Here is a 14,640-nt window from a genome sequence, read left to right as displayed (position 1 = left end):
CTCCTAAACGTTTGGGTCACGCTTTAATTGCGCCAATACACTGAACGGGTTGGACCGTGTTACCTCGTCCACGCTCGGTTCGGGCTCATCGAGACCCGCCGGTTGCTGGCATTCTTCAGGATGATGAGCAGGCACGATTGGCAAGGCGAGCAGAAGCTCTTCCTCAATCAATGCCAGCAGATCCAAAGGATCCTCGCCCAGTTCCAACACGTCATAGCCTTTCGGCAACGATTGGGTGTTCGCACCCTCCTTCACCACAACGTAAGTACATTCGCTCTGGATCGGCAGGGTAACCAGCTCAAGACAACGCTGGCAAACCATCTTGACCGAGGTCTTGAGCCGACTGTGGAAAACCGCAGTGCGACGCTCGTCACGCTCAAAAATGAAGTTGGCCTGAACCGCACCGGCGTTATCAGCCAATGGGTCGCAGAGTCTTTGCAGGTCGGCCAGCAGCACTTCACCCTGGAGGGTCGTGCCGCGATCAGCCAACTTGCGCGGGTCAATATGAGATGGAATCGGGTCATTCAACATAGGCGCAGCATTCTAGGGATGCACCTTTAGCATGTCAAAGGAAATTCAGGCCTATCAGGGCTTGCCGGCACTTATTAGAATTGCGGCTCAGACCACGGAGAATCGCATGCCTTCCCTGCTCCTTGCTTCCAGCTCGCCGTATCGACGTCAATTGCTCGCCCGACTGCGCCTGCCATTCACCTGCAGCTCGCCGGACATAGACGAAAGCCGCCTGCCCGGCGAGAGTGCCACCCATCTGGTAAAGCGCCTGGCACAACAAAAAGCCCAGGCCCTGGCCGGCGATCACCCGGACCACCTGATCATCGGCTCCGATCAGGTGGCCGTGCTCGGTGACGAAGTACTCGGCAAGCCGCACGACTTCGAGCGGGCGCTGGCGCAACTGTCGGCCGCCAGCGGCCAAAGCGTAAGCTTTCTTACCGGCCTGGCCGTGCTGAACACCCGCACTGGCCAATGCCAGGTCGACTGCGTGCCGTTCACCGTGCACATGCGCGAACTGGACACAGACACCCTGCAACGCTACCTGCATGCCGAGCAACCCTACGACTGCGCCGGCAGCTTCAAGGCCGAAGGGCTGGGTGTAATGCTGTTTCGCAGCACCGAAGGACCAGACGCCACCAGCCTGGTCGGACTGCCCCTTATCCGCTTGGTAGACATGCTGACGCAAGAAGGCGTGAGCATTCCCTGAACACCCCAGAAACAACAAACCCGACCAATGGCCGGGCTTGCTACAAACCAGCTTGACTTAACGCAGTGACGGCCCGCCAAACCCGGCCCACATCGCCAGACGCTCAGCAATACTGGCACCCAGCTTCTTGGAGAAACGATCGAACGGCGACTCCTGAATGGTGTAGTCGACGATATCTTTGGCACCGATCACTTCGCGAGCAACGTAGCTGGAGCTGCCCAGCCCATCGACCAACCCAAGCCCCACGGCCTGCTCACCTGTCCAGACCAGGCCAGAAAACAGCTCGGGATGCTCCTTGTCTTTCAGGCGCTCGCCACGACCCTGCTTGACGCTGGCGATGAACTGGCGATGAGTGGTATCCAGTACACCCTGCCAGAACTGCGTTTCGTCAGCCTTGGGCGGCTGAAACGGATCAAGAAACGCCTTATGCTCACCCGAGGTATAGGTGCGACGATCCACACCGATCTTCTCCATCACCCCGACAAAACCAAACCCGGCTGCCGTAACCCCGATAGAACCCACCAGGCTGGCCTTATCGGCATAGATCTGATCAGCAGCACTGGCGATGTAATAGGCACCGGAAGCACCCAGATCGGTAATGACCGCATAAACCTTGATCGCAGGCTTCTCGGCACGCAGACGACGAATTTCGTCATATACATAGCCAGACTGCACCGGACTGCCACCCGGACTGTTGATGCGCAGGATCACCCCACGCGTCTTGCTGTCTTCAAAAGCGGCGCGCAAGCTGCCGACGATGTTGTCGGCACTGGCCGACTCCTTGTCAGCGATCATGCCCTGGATTTCGATCAGAGCCGTGTGATCAGTGCCACGCGACGCGGCCTTCTTGTCACCCAACAACGGAGTGAACAACAGCAACATGCCAAACAGGTAAGCAAAGGTCAGGAATTTGAAGAAAATCCCCCAGCGCCGCGCCCTGCGTTGCTCTTGCACACCCGCCAGCAGCGTCTTCTCCAGCAATTTCCAGCTTTTGGCATCTTCAGGCGAACCGCCATCTTGCGAATCTGGCGCTTTCCATTGATCAGACATAGCTCTTTCACCTTACCCGCAGACTATTAGGCACCGCGCCCATCCAACCAGACACGCAGCTCAGAAAAGTGTTCGATGGCCAATTGTGGCCGATACTCACGCAACGAATCGAGCGACTGAGCGCCATAACCCACGGCCACCGAATGCATGCCAGCATTGCGAGCCATCAGCAAATCGAAAGACGAGTCACCGATCATCAGCGAGCGCTCCGGCGCGACATCGCAATGCGCCATGATCTCGTGAAGCATCAGTGGATCAGGCTTGCTGGCAGTTTCATCTGCGGCCCGGGTGATATCGAAATACTCCAGCCAGTCATGCGCCTTGAGCACCCGATCCAGCCCACGCCGGGCCTTGCCGGTGGCTACCGCCAGCCGGTAACCCTGCTCGCGAAACGCCTGCATCGACTCCAGCACACCATCGAACAGCGGCGACGCCACCTGATCCATGGCCATATAACTGTCGGCATAGCGCTGACGAAAATCCAGCAACTGGTTGGGCGAGATCTGCGGGTACAGCGTGCGAATCGCCTCCGGCAATCCCAGGCCGATAATGCCCTTGATCGCAGGATCATCACGCACCGGCATATCGCCGGTGATAGCGGCCTCACGCATGGCGGCGACAATCCGGCCAATCGAGTCAGCCAGCGTGCCGTCCCAGTCAAAAATCAGTAAGTCGTAGTCACGGCGCACTCAGACGCTCCACTGTCTTGGCCCACATCTCATCGACGGGCGCCTGCAATTCGAGTTTGCCGCCATCAGGCAGCGGCACGGTCAGGCGATAGGCATGCAGGAACAGCCGCTTGCCGCCCAGATCACGGATTTCCCGAGAGAAATCTTCCTCACCGTATTTGGTGTCACCGGCAATCACATGCCCGGCATGCAGGGTATGCACGCGAATCTGGTGAGTCCGGCCAGTGATCGGGCGCGCCTCGACCATGGTCGCGAAGTCGCCGAAACGGCGCAGCACCTTGAACAGGGTCAGCGCCTCCTTGCCTTCATCGTTGACTTCCACCATGCGCTCGCCGGAACGCAAATTGCTCTTGAGCAACGGCGCATTCACCTGCTTGCAGGCGCTCGCCCAGTTGCCGCGCACCAGCGCCATATAGCGCTTGTCGACACCGTCACCGCGCAAGGCTTCGTGCAGATGGCGCAACATACTGCGCTTCTTGGCGATCATCAGCAGCCCCGAAGTGTCGCGGTCCAGACGATGGACCAGCTCCAGCTCCTTGGCATCGGGACGCAGCTGACGAAACGCCTCAATAACCCCGAAGTTCAGACCACTACCGCCATGCACGGCGATGCCGGCTGGCTTGTTGAGCACGATCAGCGCCTTGTCCTCATGCACAATGGCCGCCTCCAGGCGCTGCAGCAGCCCTTGGGCAACCTGCACCGGCTCGTCGCGCTCCGGCACGCGCACCGGCGGAATACGCACGATGTCGCCCGCCTGCAACTTGTACTCAGGCTTGGCCCGGCCCTTGTTAACCCGCACTTCGCCTTTGCGCAAAATACGGTAGACCAAGGTCTTGGGCACCCCCTTGAGGTAGGTGATCAGGTAATTATCAATACGTTGGCCGGCATATTCCGGGGCAACCTCGACCAGCTGGACGCCGGGGGTTGGGGGAGTGATATTGGTCATGCGGCGAATCATAACAATTTTTTATGGATTTGAAGCACTTAATGATTGCTGCTATAGTCGCGAACGCCGCCAAAAGCGGCCGGGCAGCAGATCACCGGATGACAACCGGCCCTGACCCACGCAATTCCCCGGGCGGGAGGCCGCCCAGCAAGGCTTTCGGTGACAACGAAGATGCCTGGAAACGTAACGAGCGCAGGTGACATGAGGCCTGAAATACGCCGGATTGCAGAGTCAAGACTCGCCTTCCCGAGCGCAGAACCCACGGCCAGTTCACAAGGTGCAGTCGCTTCCCGACCCTTCGAGCGCGAGTCCTGCGAACTACGCCTCGAGCCATGATGCGCGAAACTCCACGGGAGGATCGCGGTAAATGCCAACCCGCTGCGGATTCTGCGCGCGGCAGCACCCGAATTATCAGGGATACGTGTAGGGTGGAGACGCACGACCATCGGACTGTGTAGCACCGACGCTGTTCAAGACGCATCATCGCGTCCGCTCCCGATGGCCGATTCCTCCTCCTGATCAAAGCTTTTGCTGACTGGGTGTCATCTGTCACCACAGCAAGCAGGAACGTCGTCGCGACTCTTCAGCCCCACTGGCTGAAGAACCTCGCTGGACACTGGAGCGTCCCCACGCTCCTGACGTGCTCTGACACCGACCGTGAGAAGTCGTGTGTGCCGAACGCCGTTTCCGGCAGCCCCGGAAACCGACGGTACTACATGAAAAGAATGCTGATTAACGCAACTCAACCCGAAGAGTTGCGTGTTGCACTGGTAGACGGCCAACGCCTCTACGACCTGGACATCGAGTCCGGTGCCCGCGAGCAGAAGAAGGCCAATATCTATAAAGGCCGTATCACTCGCATCGAGCCAAGCCTTGAGGCTGCCTTTGTCGATTTCGGCTCTGAGCGTCACGGCTTCCTGCCCCTGAAAGAAATCTCCCGCGAATACTTCAAGAAGGCCCCTGAAGGCCGGGTCAATATCAAGGAAGTCCTGAGCGAAGGCCAGGAAGTCATCGTTCAGGTCGAGAAAGAAGAACGTGGCAACAAGGGCGCCGCCCTGACCACCTTCATCAGCCTGGCCGGCCGTTATCTGGTGCTGATGCCCAACAACCCGCGCGCAGGCGGTATCTCGCGCCGTATCGAAGGCGAAGAGCGCAATGAACTGCGTGAAGCCCTCAATGGCCTGATCGCCCCTGCCGACATGGGCCTGATCGTGCGCACTGCCGGCCTTGGCCGCAGCAGCGAAGAAATGCAGTGGGACCTGGACTACCTGCTGCAACTGTGGACCGCCATCAAGGAAGCGTCCCTGGATCGCGCCGCGCCCTTCCTGATCTACCAGGAAAGTAACGTTATCATCCGCGCCATCCGCGACTACCTGCGCCAGGACATCGGTGAAGTCCTGATCGACAGCGTCGAAGCCCAGGAAGAAGCCCTGACCTTCATCCGCCAGGTGATGCCGCAGTACGCCAGCAAGATCAAACTGTACGAAGACAGCGTACCGCTGTTCAACCGCTTCCAGATCGAAAGCCAGATCGAAACCGCCTTCCAGCGCGTGGTCGAACTGCCATCGGGCGGCTCGATCGTTATCGACCCGACTGAAGCCCTGGTGTCGATCGACATCAACTCGGCACGTGCCACCAAAGGCAGCGACATCGAAGAAACCGCACTGCAGACCAACCTGGAAGCGGCTGAAGAAATCGCTCGCCAGTTGCGCTTGCGTGATATCGGCGGCCTGATCGTCATCGACTTCATCGACATGACCCCGGCCAAGAACCAGCGTGCCGTCGAAGAGAAAGTCCGTGAGTGCCTTGAAGCCGACCGCGCCCGCGTTCAGGTCGGTCGCATTTCGCGCTTCGGCCTGCTGGAAATGTCCCGTCAGCGGCTGCGTCCGTCGCTGGGCGAAAGCAGCGGCATCGTCTGCCCGCGCTGCAACGGCACCGGCATTATCCGTGACGTCGAATCGCTGTCGCTGGCCATCCTGCGCCTGATTGAAGAAGAAGCGCTCAAGGACCGTACTGCTGAAGTGCGCGCCCAGGTGCCGATCCCGGTCGCAGCATTCCTGCTCAACGAAAAACGCAACTCGATCACCAAGATCGAACTGCGCACCCGCGCCCGCATCATCATCCTGCCGACCGATCACCTCGAAACGCCACACTTCGAAGTGCAGCGCCTGCGTGATGACAATCCGGATGCCAGCACGCACAAAACCAGCTACGAAATCGCCGCCGAAGCGGCCGAGATCGAAGACGTTGCGCCACAGGCCAGCGCCACCCGCACCCTGGTTCGCCAGGAAGCCGCGGTCAAAACCGCTCCGGCTCGCGCCAATGCTCCAGTACCTGCCGAAGCGGCAGCCCCGGTAGCGGCTCCGGTCGCCCCGACGCCAGCCCACGAGCCAAGCCTGTTCAAAGGTCTGGTGAAGTCGCTGGTCAGCCTGTTCGCTACCAGCAAACCCGAGCCGGTTGCCCCGGTTGCAGCTGAAAAACCAGCCGTTTCCGAGCGCCCTGCGCGTAACGAAGAGCGCCGCAACGGTCGCCAGCAAAGCCGTGGCCGCAACAACCGCCGCGACGAAGAGCGCAAACCGCGTGAAGAACGTGGCGAACGTACCCCACGTGAAGAACGCGTACCTCGCGAAGAGCGCGCCCCACGTGAAGAACGTGCCCCGCGTGAAGAACGCGCACCTCGCGAAGAGCGTGCACCGCGTGAAGAACGCGCCCCACGTGAAGAGCGCGCGCCACGCGAACTGCGCGAAGCCCGTGACGAGTCCGGCACACGCGAAGAACGTCAGCCACGCCCACCTCGCGAAGAACGTCAGCCTCGCGAGCGCAAGCCACGCGAAGAGCGCATCCGCGAACTGCGCGAACCACTGGATGCCGCACCGGCTGCCGAAGCCGCTGCCGGCCAGCCAGCCGTAGCCCAGGAAGAACGCGCACCTCGCGAAGAACGTGCTCCGCGTGAAGAGCGCGCGCCTCGCGAAGAGCGTCAACCGCGTGCACCGCGTGAAGAGCGCCAGCCTCGCAATGAGCAAGCTGCTGAAACCGCTGAAGATGAAACGCTCAACAGCGAAGAGCAGGCCCATGACGAGCAGGATGGCGCCGAAGGCGAACGTCCACGTCGCCGCTCGCGTGGCCAGCGTCGTCGCAGCAACCGTCGTGAGCGCCAACGCGATGCCAATGGCGTGGAAATCGCTGATGGCGAAGAGTCTGGCGAAACCGACAACAGCAATGCTCTGGCGGCCGGCCTGGTGGTCACCGCCGCCGTCGCTGGCGGCGTGATCAGCGCACCTGCCGAAGCCGAGGCCAATCGTCAGGCCGAACAGGCCCAGGCGTCGACCGACAGCCAGGCTACACCAGCGCCAACACCTGCTGACGCAGTTGAAACGCCTGTCGCCGATGCACCGACCGTTACCAGCGAAGCCGTTGCTCAAGCACCTGCCCCGGCCGTCGAAACACCTGCCGTCGAAAGCAGCGAGCCAGTCGTGACTGTAGCGGCGCCAGAAGTTGAGCTGGCCAGCGAAACCGCTGCCGAGCCACTGATCGTGGCCGACAACAAACCGGCTGCTGACTTCACCCCGACGCCAGAGCCTGTTCCGGAGCCGGTGATCGAGCTTGAGAAAGCACCGGCAGCGCCAGTCAGCGAGTCTGCCGAACTGAGCCTCCCGTTTGTCGAGGCACCTGCTGCCGAGCCAGAGCCTGCGCCTGCGCCTTACGTCGCGCCGGTCGTCGAGCCAGTCGCCGTTGTCGAGCCCGAGCCAGTCGTTGAGCCAGCAGCCGAGCCAGCCCCTGTGGTCGTCCCGGTTGTAGAAGAGGCACCGGCTGTCGCTGTTGCCAGCTCGGGTCGTGCACCTAACGATCCTCGCGAAGTGCGTCGCCGCAAACGCGAGGAAGAGGAGCGTCGCCGCCTGCAAGCCGAAGCTGAAGCGGCTGCGCCTGCCGCACCGGCACAAGCACCTGAAGCCGAGGTGGTTGCAGCCGCAGCAGAGCCCGTGAGCGAGCCTGCTCCAGCCCAGGTACAGGCCGAGGCAGTGGTTGAACAAACCGCTAGCCAACCTGAAACCTCGACTGAAGAACAGACTCGCGAAAGCAAACCGCTGGTCTGATCTGCTGATGTAAAAAAGCCCCGCCTGCAAAACAGGCGGGGCTTTTTTATGGCTGTTGAATTATCCCTGCAGGAGCCGCCCGGCGGCTCTTACAGGGTGATATCGATCAGTACAGGTTAGGCTCCATCTCCAGCTCAACGCCAAAGCGCTCAAGCACATCCGCCTGGATACGCTGCGCCAGCCTCAATAGCTCAAGACCGCTGGCCTGGCCATAGTTGACCAGCACCAGCGCCTGCAAGCGATGCACACCTGCATCCCCCTCACGAAAGCCCTTCCAGCCGGCCTGTTCGATCAGCCAACCCGCGGCCAGCTTCACCCGCCCGTCAGTTTGCGGGTAGGCCACCAACTGCGGATAACGCTGTTTCAGAGCCTCAGCCTGGTCAGCCGCAATCACCGGGTTTTTGAAAAAACTGCCGGCGTTGGCCAGCACGGCCGGGTCCGGAAGCTTCTCACTGCGAATGGCACAGATCGCGCGACTGACATCCAGTGCCGTGGGCTGTTCTATCCCCTGCTCGCTCAAGCGCTGACGCACCGGGCCATATTCCAGGTGCAGCGGCGCCTGGCGACTGAGCGCAAAACGCACCCGCAGGATGATCCAGCGCCCGGCCTGCTGCTTGAACAGGCTGTCACGGTAACCAAAGGCGCAGTCATCGAGAAAGAACTCACGCAGCTCACCGGTTTCCCGCTCCAGGGCGACCAGGCTGTGGAATACATCCTTGATCTCGACGCCGTAGGCACCGATGTTTTGCATCGGCGCCGCACCGACCGTGCCCGGGATCAGACTGAGGTTTTCCAACCCCACCAGCCCCATCTCCAGGCACTGCAACACGAAAGGATGCCAAGGCTCGCCGGCCTCAGCCTCGACCATGACACGCTCCCCGTCATCCTGCACAACGCGCACGCCACGGCTGGCCATGCGCAGCACCAGACGCTCGACATCACCGGCCAGCAACAGGTTGCTGCCACCGCCGATCACCAGCAGCGGCAGTTGTCGCTCGGCGGCCAGCGCCAAGGCCTGGCGAACATCGTCATCGCTATGCGCTTGTGCGAACAGGCTGGCGCGGACATCGACCCCGAAGGTGTTGAATGGCTTGAGAGAGACTTGCCGATGCACATCCAGGCTCATGCGCCAGCCCTCGACAGACGGCCCATCATGCCTCCAGCAGGCGCTTTACGCGCTCCAGGTCTTCAGGCGTATCAACGCCTGCCGGCGGCGCCTCCAGCGCATCGGCCACATGAATGCGCACCCCGTGCCAAAGTGCGCGAAGCTGCTCAAGCGACTCGGTGTTTTCCAGCCAGCACGGCCCCCAGGCCACGAAGTCGTGCAGAAAGCCTGCACGGTAGGCATAGATGCCGATATGCCGACGATAAGGCACGCCTGCCGGCAGCACGTCGCGGCTGACCGCCAGGGCATCACGCGCCCAGGGCAATGGCGCACGACTGAAGGTCAGCGCCAGACCGTTGATGTCGGTCACGACCTTGACCACGTTCGGGTTGAACAACGTCGCGACGTCATCAATCGGCTCGGCCAGTGTCGAGATCCCGGCCTCGGGATGGGCGGCCAGGTTGGCCGCCACCTGATCAATGATCGCCGGCGGGATCATCGGCTCGTCGCCCTGCACATTGACCACAATGGCATCAGCCGCCAGCCCCAACTGAGTGGCCACCTCGGCCAGACGGTCAGTGCCGGAGTTATGATCGTCGCGGGTCAGCAGCACTTCGGCACCAAAGCCCTGACACGCCGTAACGATGCGCGCATCGTCGGTGGCCACCACCACACGGCTGGCGCTGCTTTTACGTGCCTGTTCCCAGACATGCTGCACCATCGGTTTGCCGGCAATCACCTTGAGCGGTTTACCAGGGAAACGGCTGGAGCCGAAACGCGCCGGAATCACGACAGTGAAGGCAGTGCTCATTTATCCAGGCGCTCCTCGGCGGTCAGGGTCCGGGCTTCGCTTTCGAGCATTACCGGGATGCCATCGCGAATCGGATAAGCCAGGCCGGCGCCCTTGCTGATCAGCTCGGACTTGTCGTCGCTGAGTTTCAAGGGGCCTTTGCAGATCGGGCATGCGAGGATGTCGAGCAGTTTGGTATCCATGATGGCTCCCATTAGTGATTAAGACGTGCCAGCCAGTCATCGAACCAGCTGACGAACGCCGTGGACGGCTGAGCGTCCACGGCCAGATACCACCAGTCGGCGGCAGCGAAGGCGCGGCATTTCACGGCGTCCTTCTCGGTCATGACCAACGGCAGCGCGGGACTGAAATCAAGCGCTTCAGCAGTGAACACCGCATGATCGGCGAAGGCATGCGGCACCGGTCGCCAGTTTAGCCCTTCAAGCGTCGTGAAAAAACGCTGCGGGTTGCCAATCCCGGCCACCGCATGCACGGCCTGACCCGCGGCAAAATGCTCGACACCGACTCGCTGGCCGCTGCGCAGATTGACCAGCGCCGAAGGCTGGAGAGTAAAGCCAAAGCCATCTTCGCGATCAGCCTGCGCGCCGTTGTACAGCAGTGCATCGACGCTTTGCAGGCGCTCGACAGGCTCGCGCAAGGGCCCGGCCGGCAGGCAACGACGATTGCCAAGCCCGCGAGCGGCATCGATCAGCACCAACTCCAGATCACGGGCGAGCCGATAATGCTGCAAGCCGTCGTCAGACAGAATCAGGTCCAGCGGCTCAGTGTCGAGCAAAGCCTGCACGGCGCGGCCGCGATCCGGGTCGATCACCAGCGGCACGCCGCTGCGCTGCACGATCAGCAAGGGTTCGTCACCGGCCTGGGCAGCGCTTTGTTCGGCGCGCACCCGCCACGGCAGGCTCGGCGGTGTGGCACCGTAACCACGGCTGACCACCCCGACCCGCAGGCCGCGTTGCCGGCAGTGTTCGATCAACCAGAGGATCATCGGCGTCTTGCCGGTGCCGCCCACGGTGATATTGCCTACTACGACCACCGGCACCGAGGCCCGATAGATGCCGCCCTCCCCGGCCAGAAAGCGCGCCCGTTTGCGGTTGACCACCCGGCGGTACAACAGCTCCAGGGGGCGCAGCAAGGACAGTGCCGGATGGCCTTGATACCAGGCGGCGAGCAACCGGTCGGAAAGCGCCATCAGTTAGCCTGCGTGGTTTCGACCGTGGTCATGCGCAAATGGCTGAAACCCAGTTTTCCGGCGGCATCCATGGCGGTAATCACCGACTGATGCGGTGTCTTGCCGTCGGCACTGATCGACAGCGGCAGGCTGTTATCACCACCGGACTCGCGCTGCACGGCTTCGATCAGGCTGTCCAGATCGTTGCGCGGCAACAACTGGTTATTGACCGAAAAGATGCCGTCGGCATTGATCGCGATATCCACCTGCTTGCGTGCGGCATCGTCATTGGACGCACCGGTCACGGCCTGGGGCAGATCGACACGCAGTTGGGTTTCACGGGTGAAGGTGGTGGTCAGGATGAAAAACAGCAGCAGAATGAACACCACATCAATCAGCGCTACCAGATTGATATCGATATTGTCGCGCTGCTTGCGGCGGCGAAACTTCACTTGCGCTTGCCTCCGGTCCTGGCAAGGGACTTGAGATCGACCGGTGCGTCGACCAGGTCTACCTCGCGGTCGCCCTGCACCACTTCAACCAGACGAATCGCCTGCTGTTCCATGCCGACCACCAGCTCATCGACCCGGCTTTGCAGGTAGCGATGGAAGAAAATCGCCGGGATCGCCACCATCAGGCCCGAGGCAGTACAGATCAGCGCCTTGGAAATACCACCGGCCAACACCACGGCATTGCCGGTATTACCGGCTGAATTGAACGAAGCGAAGATGTCGATCATGCCCAGTACAGTACCGAGCAGGCCGAGCAATGGCGCCATGGCCGCCACCGACCCGAGTGCCGCGAGGTAGCGCTCCAGCTCATGGATCACCCGTGCCGCAGCCTCTTCGATGCTTTCTTTCATGATCTCGCGACCATGCCGGGAGTTGGCCAGGCCAGCGGCGAGAATCTCGCCCAGCGGCGAATCAGCGCGCAATTGCTTGAGCTTTTCGCCGTCGAGCTTGTTTTCCTGAATCCACTGCCAGACCTGCCCGAGCAAGTGTGGCGGGGTGATTCGGCTGGCACGCAGGGTCCAGAGACGTTCAATGACGATGCCGGCCGCGACAATCGAACTCAGTATGATCGGCAGCATCATCCAGCCGCCGGATTTGACCAGTTCCCACACAGTGCCGACTCCCTTGAAAAAATTGGCGCCACTTTAACATAGGGTCGAAAGAGGGTGCTTGAGATTGCCGGTCAATCTCGCCAGAAACGCCGGTTTTCACGTTCACCCCGCGGTTGCTCGAACGCTCCCAGGCGCCAACTGATCGCGCCTTGCCCGGCGCTGTCGTGAATATCGATGCCCAGCGCCCGATAGCGCGCAACCACTATCGGGTGCGGATGGCCGAAGCTGTTATTGCGGCCACGGGAAATCAGCACGCCTTCAGGCATTACCCGGCGCAACAAAGGCGCTGAAGACGAGGTGCGGCTGCCATGATGCGGTGCCTGAAGCCAGCGGGCACGCAGGTCGAAGTCAGCCTGGCGAATCGCCCACTCAGCCCCGGCTTCAATATCACCGGTCAACAGCAGCCGCTCACCGCTGGCATCGATCCTCAACACACACGACGCCTCGTTGCTGTTGTAGGCCTTATCCCAACGCCAGGTCTCGAAACGCACGCCGTCCCACTCCCAGCGCTCGCCGGTGCGGCACGGCTGCGCGTGTAGCGATGCGTGCATTGCCTCGGGCTCGCCGCCAAGTACCCGCTCAACCGGCACACTGCGCTGCACCGCCAGGGCGCCACCGGCATGATCGGCATGTGCATGGCTGATTACCAGCGTGTCGAGGCGGCGCACGCCGGCCTTGCGCAACACCGGCACCACCACCCGCTCGCCCAGATCAAACTCACCCGAGGCAGGGCCTGCGTCATACAGCAGGTTGTGATGGCGGGTGCGTATCAGGATCGCCAGCCCCTGGCCGACATCCAGTTGCAACACCTCAGCCTGACCCGGCGCAATCGGTTGTCTGGGTACAAACACACAGAGTAATAATAAAGGCCAACCCAACGGTCGCAGTGGCACACCGGCTGGCAGCAACAACAGCACAGCCCCCAGCAGACACAGCAACCACACCCAGAGCGGCAAGGCCTCCGGCAACCAGGCCGGCAGCCAGGCGGCAACCCAGCCCAGCGCAACAAACAGCAATTGCATGCTGCCCCCGGCCAGCCATAGCAGGCTTGCCCCCAACCAAGGCACAGGCAGCAGCAAAGTACCGAGCAACGCCAGCGGCAACACCACCAGACTGACCCAGGGCACTGCCAGCAGATTGGCCAGCGGCGCACTGAGGCTGACCGGCAGCTCAAGCACAATCAGAAAAGGCAGCAGACCGATTGCGATCAGCCATTGGGCACGGCTCCAGGCCTGCCACCAGCGCCAGCTCCCCAAACGGCCGGCGAAAACCAGAATCAGCACCGCCACTGCCGCAAATGACAACCAGAAGCCCGCTTGCAGACTGGCCAGCGGCTCGAAGATCAGCACCAGATTCAGCGACACCAGCCAGGGCCAGAGCAGACCAAGATGCCGAAAGCGCAAGCGCCAGAGCAGCACCATCCCGACCATTACACAGGCACGCCGCACCGGCACCTCGAAACCTGCAAGCAGGCCATAGCCCAGCGCGGCAACAAAGGCCAGCCCACACGCCCAAGGTAACCAGGGCAAGGCCGCAGGCCACAGCCCCCGGCGCGCCAGCGCAGCAATCAACAGATACACCGCGCCCGCCAGCAAACCGACATGCTGCCCGGAAATCACCAGCAAATGCACCGTGCCGGTTTCTTGCAGTATCTGCCAGTCATCCCGTGACAGCCCTGAACCATCGCCCAGCACCAGGGCCGCCAGAGCGCCTTCACGGCCTTGTGCATCAACGGCCAGCAAACGCTGGCGGATAGCATCACGCCAGGCGGCACGGGCAGGTGCCAGACGCTGACCATCGAGCACTGTCCCGGTCGCACCAATACGCTGTGCCAACAGCCAGGCCTGATAATCAAAGGCGCCTGGATTGACCAACCCGTCCGGCCGCCGCAACTTGACCGCCAGTCGCCAACGCTCGCCACTGGCCACCGGCGGCCCGCCATACCAGCTCACCCGGATACGTTGCGGCAAACGGGCACGTCGCGACTGCGGCTGATCCAGCTCAAAACGCGTCACACCATCGTTCGCACTCGGCAGCCCCACCACCCGCGCTTCCAGCCATAGCGTACCGCCATCCAGGCGCGGCAGCAGCCGGTCATCCAAGGCATTCTTGGCCGAAAAACAGGCCCAGCTGAACCCCAGCAGCCATAACGCAACAGGATAAGTGCGCCAGGGCAATAGCATCAGGGCCAGCACCGGCATCAGCAGCAATAGCCAGCCAGGCGGCAGGGCCGGCAAAAAGCGCAGGGTCAGCAAGCCCAGCGCCAGTGCGACCAGCGCAGTACGCATGGTGAATCCTCAAGGGCAAAAAGGTCTTGAGGATGGGCAAATCAGTGAGGGGGTGCAGGCGCAGATTATTGCGGGATTTGACCGGCGAATGTTCGCTCAGTCGTGCACCGACTTCCTACAAATACCGCAGAAGCATCCTGCATTTTTCCG

At 61.7% G+C, this 14,640-nt stretch carries 13 protein-coding genes; 2 read left to right on the top strand and 11 right to left on the bottom strand.

The window, feature by feature from the left end:
* Nucleotides 1-3: 3 nt before the first annotated feature.
* A complete protein-coding gene (locus tag NJC38_RS15685; RefSeq protein WP_045493607.1) occupies nt 4-531 on the bottom strand; it encodes a YceD family protein in 528 nt (175 codons plus the stop codon).
* Between the two features lie 106 nt (nt 532-637).
* Between NJC38_RS15685 and NJC38_RS15680 the strand changes: the two genes are divergently transcribed.
* Nucleotides 638-1,216, top strand: a complete 579-nt coding sequence (locus NJC38_RS15680) for a nucleoside triphosphate pyrophosphatase (protein ID WP_253115596.1) — start codon at nt 638-640, stop codon at nt 1,214-1,216.
* Nucleotides 1,217-1,273: 57 nt separating this feature from the next.
* Here NJC38_RS15680 and NJC38_RS15675 read toward each other — a convergent pair whose 3' ends face one another.
* From NJC38_RS15675 to rluC, 3 genes are read right to left on the bottom strand one after another with little or no spacing between them, the layout of a single operon-like run.
* On the bottom strand, nt 1,274-2,266 hold the full coding sequence (locus NJC38_RS15675) for a S49 family peptidase (protein ID WP_045481110.1): 993 nt from the start codon (nt 2,264-2,266) through the stop codon (nt 1,274-1,276).
* A 26-nt stretch (nt 2,267-2,292) separates the two neighbouring features.
* Complete coding sequence (locus NJC38_RS15670; protein ID WP_253115593.1) at nt 2,293-2,955, bottom strand: HAD-IIIA family hydrolase; 663 nt, start codon at nt 2,953-2,955, stop codon at nt 2,293-2,295.
* Entirely contained in the window at nt 2,945-3,901 is a 957-nt protein-coding gene (gene rluC, locus NJC38_RS15665; RefSeq protein ID WP_045493612.1) for a 23S rRNA pseudouridine(955/2504/2580) synthase RluC, read from the bottom strand. The genes NJC38_RS15670 and rluC overlap by 11 nt, the downstream gene beginning before the upstream one ends.
* 725 nt (nt 3,902-4,626) lie before the next feature.
* Between rluC and rne the strand changes: the two genes are divergently transcribed.
* On the top strand, nt 4,627-7,995 hold the full coding sequence (gene rne, locus NJC38_RS15660; RefSeq protein WP_253115591.1) for a ribonuclease E: 3,369 nt from the start codon (nt 4,627-4,629) through the stop codon (nt 7,993-7,995).
* Between the two features lie 106 nt (nt 7,996-8,101).
* Here the strand turns inward: rne and murB are convergent, their stop codons facing one another.
* From murB to NJC38_RS15625, 7 genes are all read right to left on the bottom strand, one after another.
* On the bottom strand, nt 8,102-9,121 hold the full coding sequence (gene murB / locus NJC38_RS15655) for a UDP-N-acetylmuramate dehydrogenase (RefSeq protein ID WP_253115589.1): 1,020 nt from the start codon (nt 9,119-9,121) through the stop codon (nt 8,102-8,104).
* 25 nt (nt 9,122-9,146) lie between these two features.
* Complete coding sequence (gene kdsB, locus NJC38_RS15650) at nt 9,147-9,911, bottom strand: 3-deoxy-manno-octulosonate cytidylyltransferase (protein ID WP_253115587.1); 765 nt, start codon at nt 9,909-9,911, stop codon at nt 9,147-9,149.
* Nucleotides 9,908-10,093, bottom strand: a complete 186-nt coding sequence (locus NJC38_RS15645) for a Trm112 family protein (RefSeq protein ID WP_045493619.1) — start codon at nt 10,091-10,093, stop codon at nt 9,908-9,910. Before NJC38_RS15645 ends, kdsB begins: the two co-directional genes overlap by 4 nt.
* Nucleotides 10,094-10,104: 11 nt before the next feature.
* On the bottom strand, nt 10,105-11,100 hold the full coding sequence (gene lpxK / locus NJC38_RS15640; protein ID WP_045481125.1) for a tetraacyldisaccharide 4'-kinase: 996 nt from the start codon (nt 11,098-11,100) through the stop codon (nt 10,105-10,107).
* Nucleotides 11,100-11,531: a biopolymer transporter ExbD gene (locus NJC38_RS15635; protein WP_045481128.1), complete on the bottom strand. Its 432-nt coding sequence runs from the start codon at nt 11,529-11,531 to the stop codon at nt 11,100-11,102. The genes lpxK and NJC38_RS15635 overlap by 1 nt, the downstream gene beginning before the upstream one ends.
* Nucleotides 11,528-12,202: a MotA/TolQ/ExbB proton channel family protein gene (locus NJC38_RS15630; protein WP_045481131.1), complete on the bottom strand. Its 675-nt coding sequence runs from the start codon at nt 12,200-12,202 to the stop codon at nt 11,528-11,530. Before NJC38_RS15630 ends, NJC38_RS15635 begins: the two co-directional genes overlap by 4 nt.
* Nucleotides 12,203-12,273: 71 nt before the next feature.
* Complete coding sequence (locus tag NJC38_RS15625; protein WP_253115585.1) at nt 12,274-14,490, bottom strand: DNA internalization-related competence protein ComEC/Rec2; 2,217 nt, start codon at nt 14,488-14,490, stop codon at nt 12,274-12,276.
* Nucleotides 14,491-14,640: the final 150 nt, after the last annotated feature.

Origin of the sequence: Pseudomonas sp. 21LCFQ010 (assembly GCF_024129905.1) — a bacterium.
Lineage (GTDB): Bacteria > Pseudomonadota > Gammaproteobacteria > Pseudomonadales > Pseudomonadaceae > Aquipseudomonas.
The sequence above is the reverse complement of the archived record's forward strand: the minus strand, read 5'-3'. Positions and strand labels throughout refer to the sequence as shown.

Coding starts and splice junctions, on each gene's coding strand:
- rne (WP_253115591.1), top strand. CDS start 4,627: ATGCTGATTAACGCAACTCAACCCGAAGAGTTGCGTGTTGCACTGGTA.
- NJC38_RS15680 (WP_253115596.1), top strand. CDS start 638: ATGCCTTCCCTGCTCCTTGCTTCCAGCTCGCCGTATCGACGTCAATTG.
- NJC38_RS15685 (WP_045493607.1), bottom strand. CDS start 531: ATGTTGAATGACCCGATTCCATCTCATATTGACCCGCGCAAGTTGGCT.
- NJC38_RS15675 (WP_045481110.1), bottom strand. CDS start 2,266: ATGTCTGATCAATGGAAAGCGCCAGATTCGCAAGATGGCGGTTCGCCT.
- murB (WP_253115589.1), bottom strand. CDS start 9,121: ATGAGCCTGGATGTGCATCGGCAAGTCTCTCTCAAGCCATTCAACACC.
- lpxK (WP_045481125.1), bottom strand. CDS start 11,100: ATGGCGCTTTCCGACCGGTTGCTCGCCGCCTGGTATCAAGGCCATCCG.
- rluC (WP_045493612.1), bottom strand. CDS start 3,901: ATGACCAATATCACTCCCCCAACCCCCGGCGTCCAGCTGGTCGAGGTT.
- NJC38_RS15625 (WP_253115585.1), bottom strand. CDS start 14,490: ATGCGTACTGCGCTGGTCGCACTGGCGCTGGGCTTGCTGACCCTGCGC.
- kdsB (WP_253115587.1), bottom strand. CDS start 9,911: ATGAGCACTGCCTTCACTGTCGTGATTCCGGCGCGTTTCGGCTCCAGC.
- NJC38_RS15645 (WP_045493619.1), bottom strand. CDS start 10,093: ATGGATACCAAACTGCTCGACATCCTCGCATGCCCGATCTGCAAAGGC.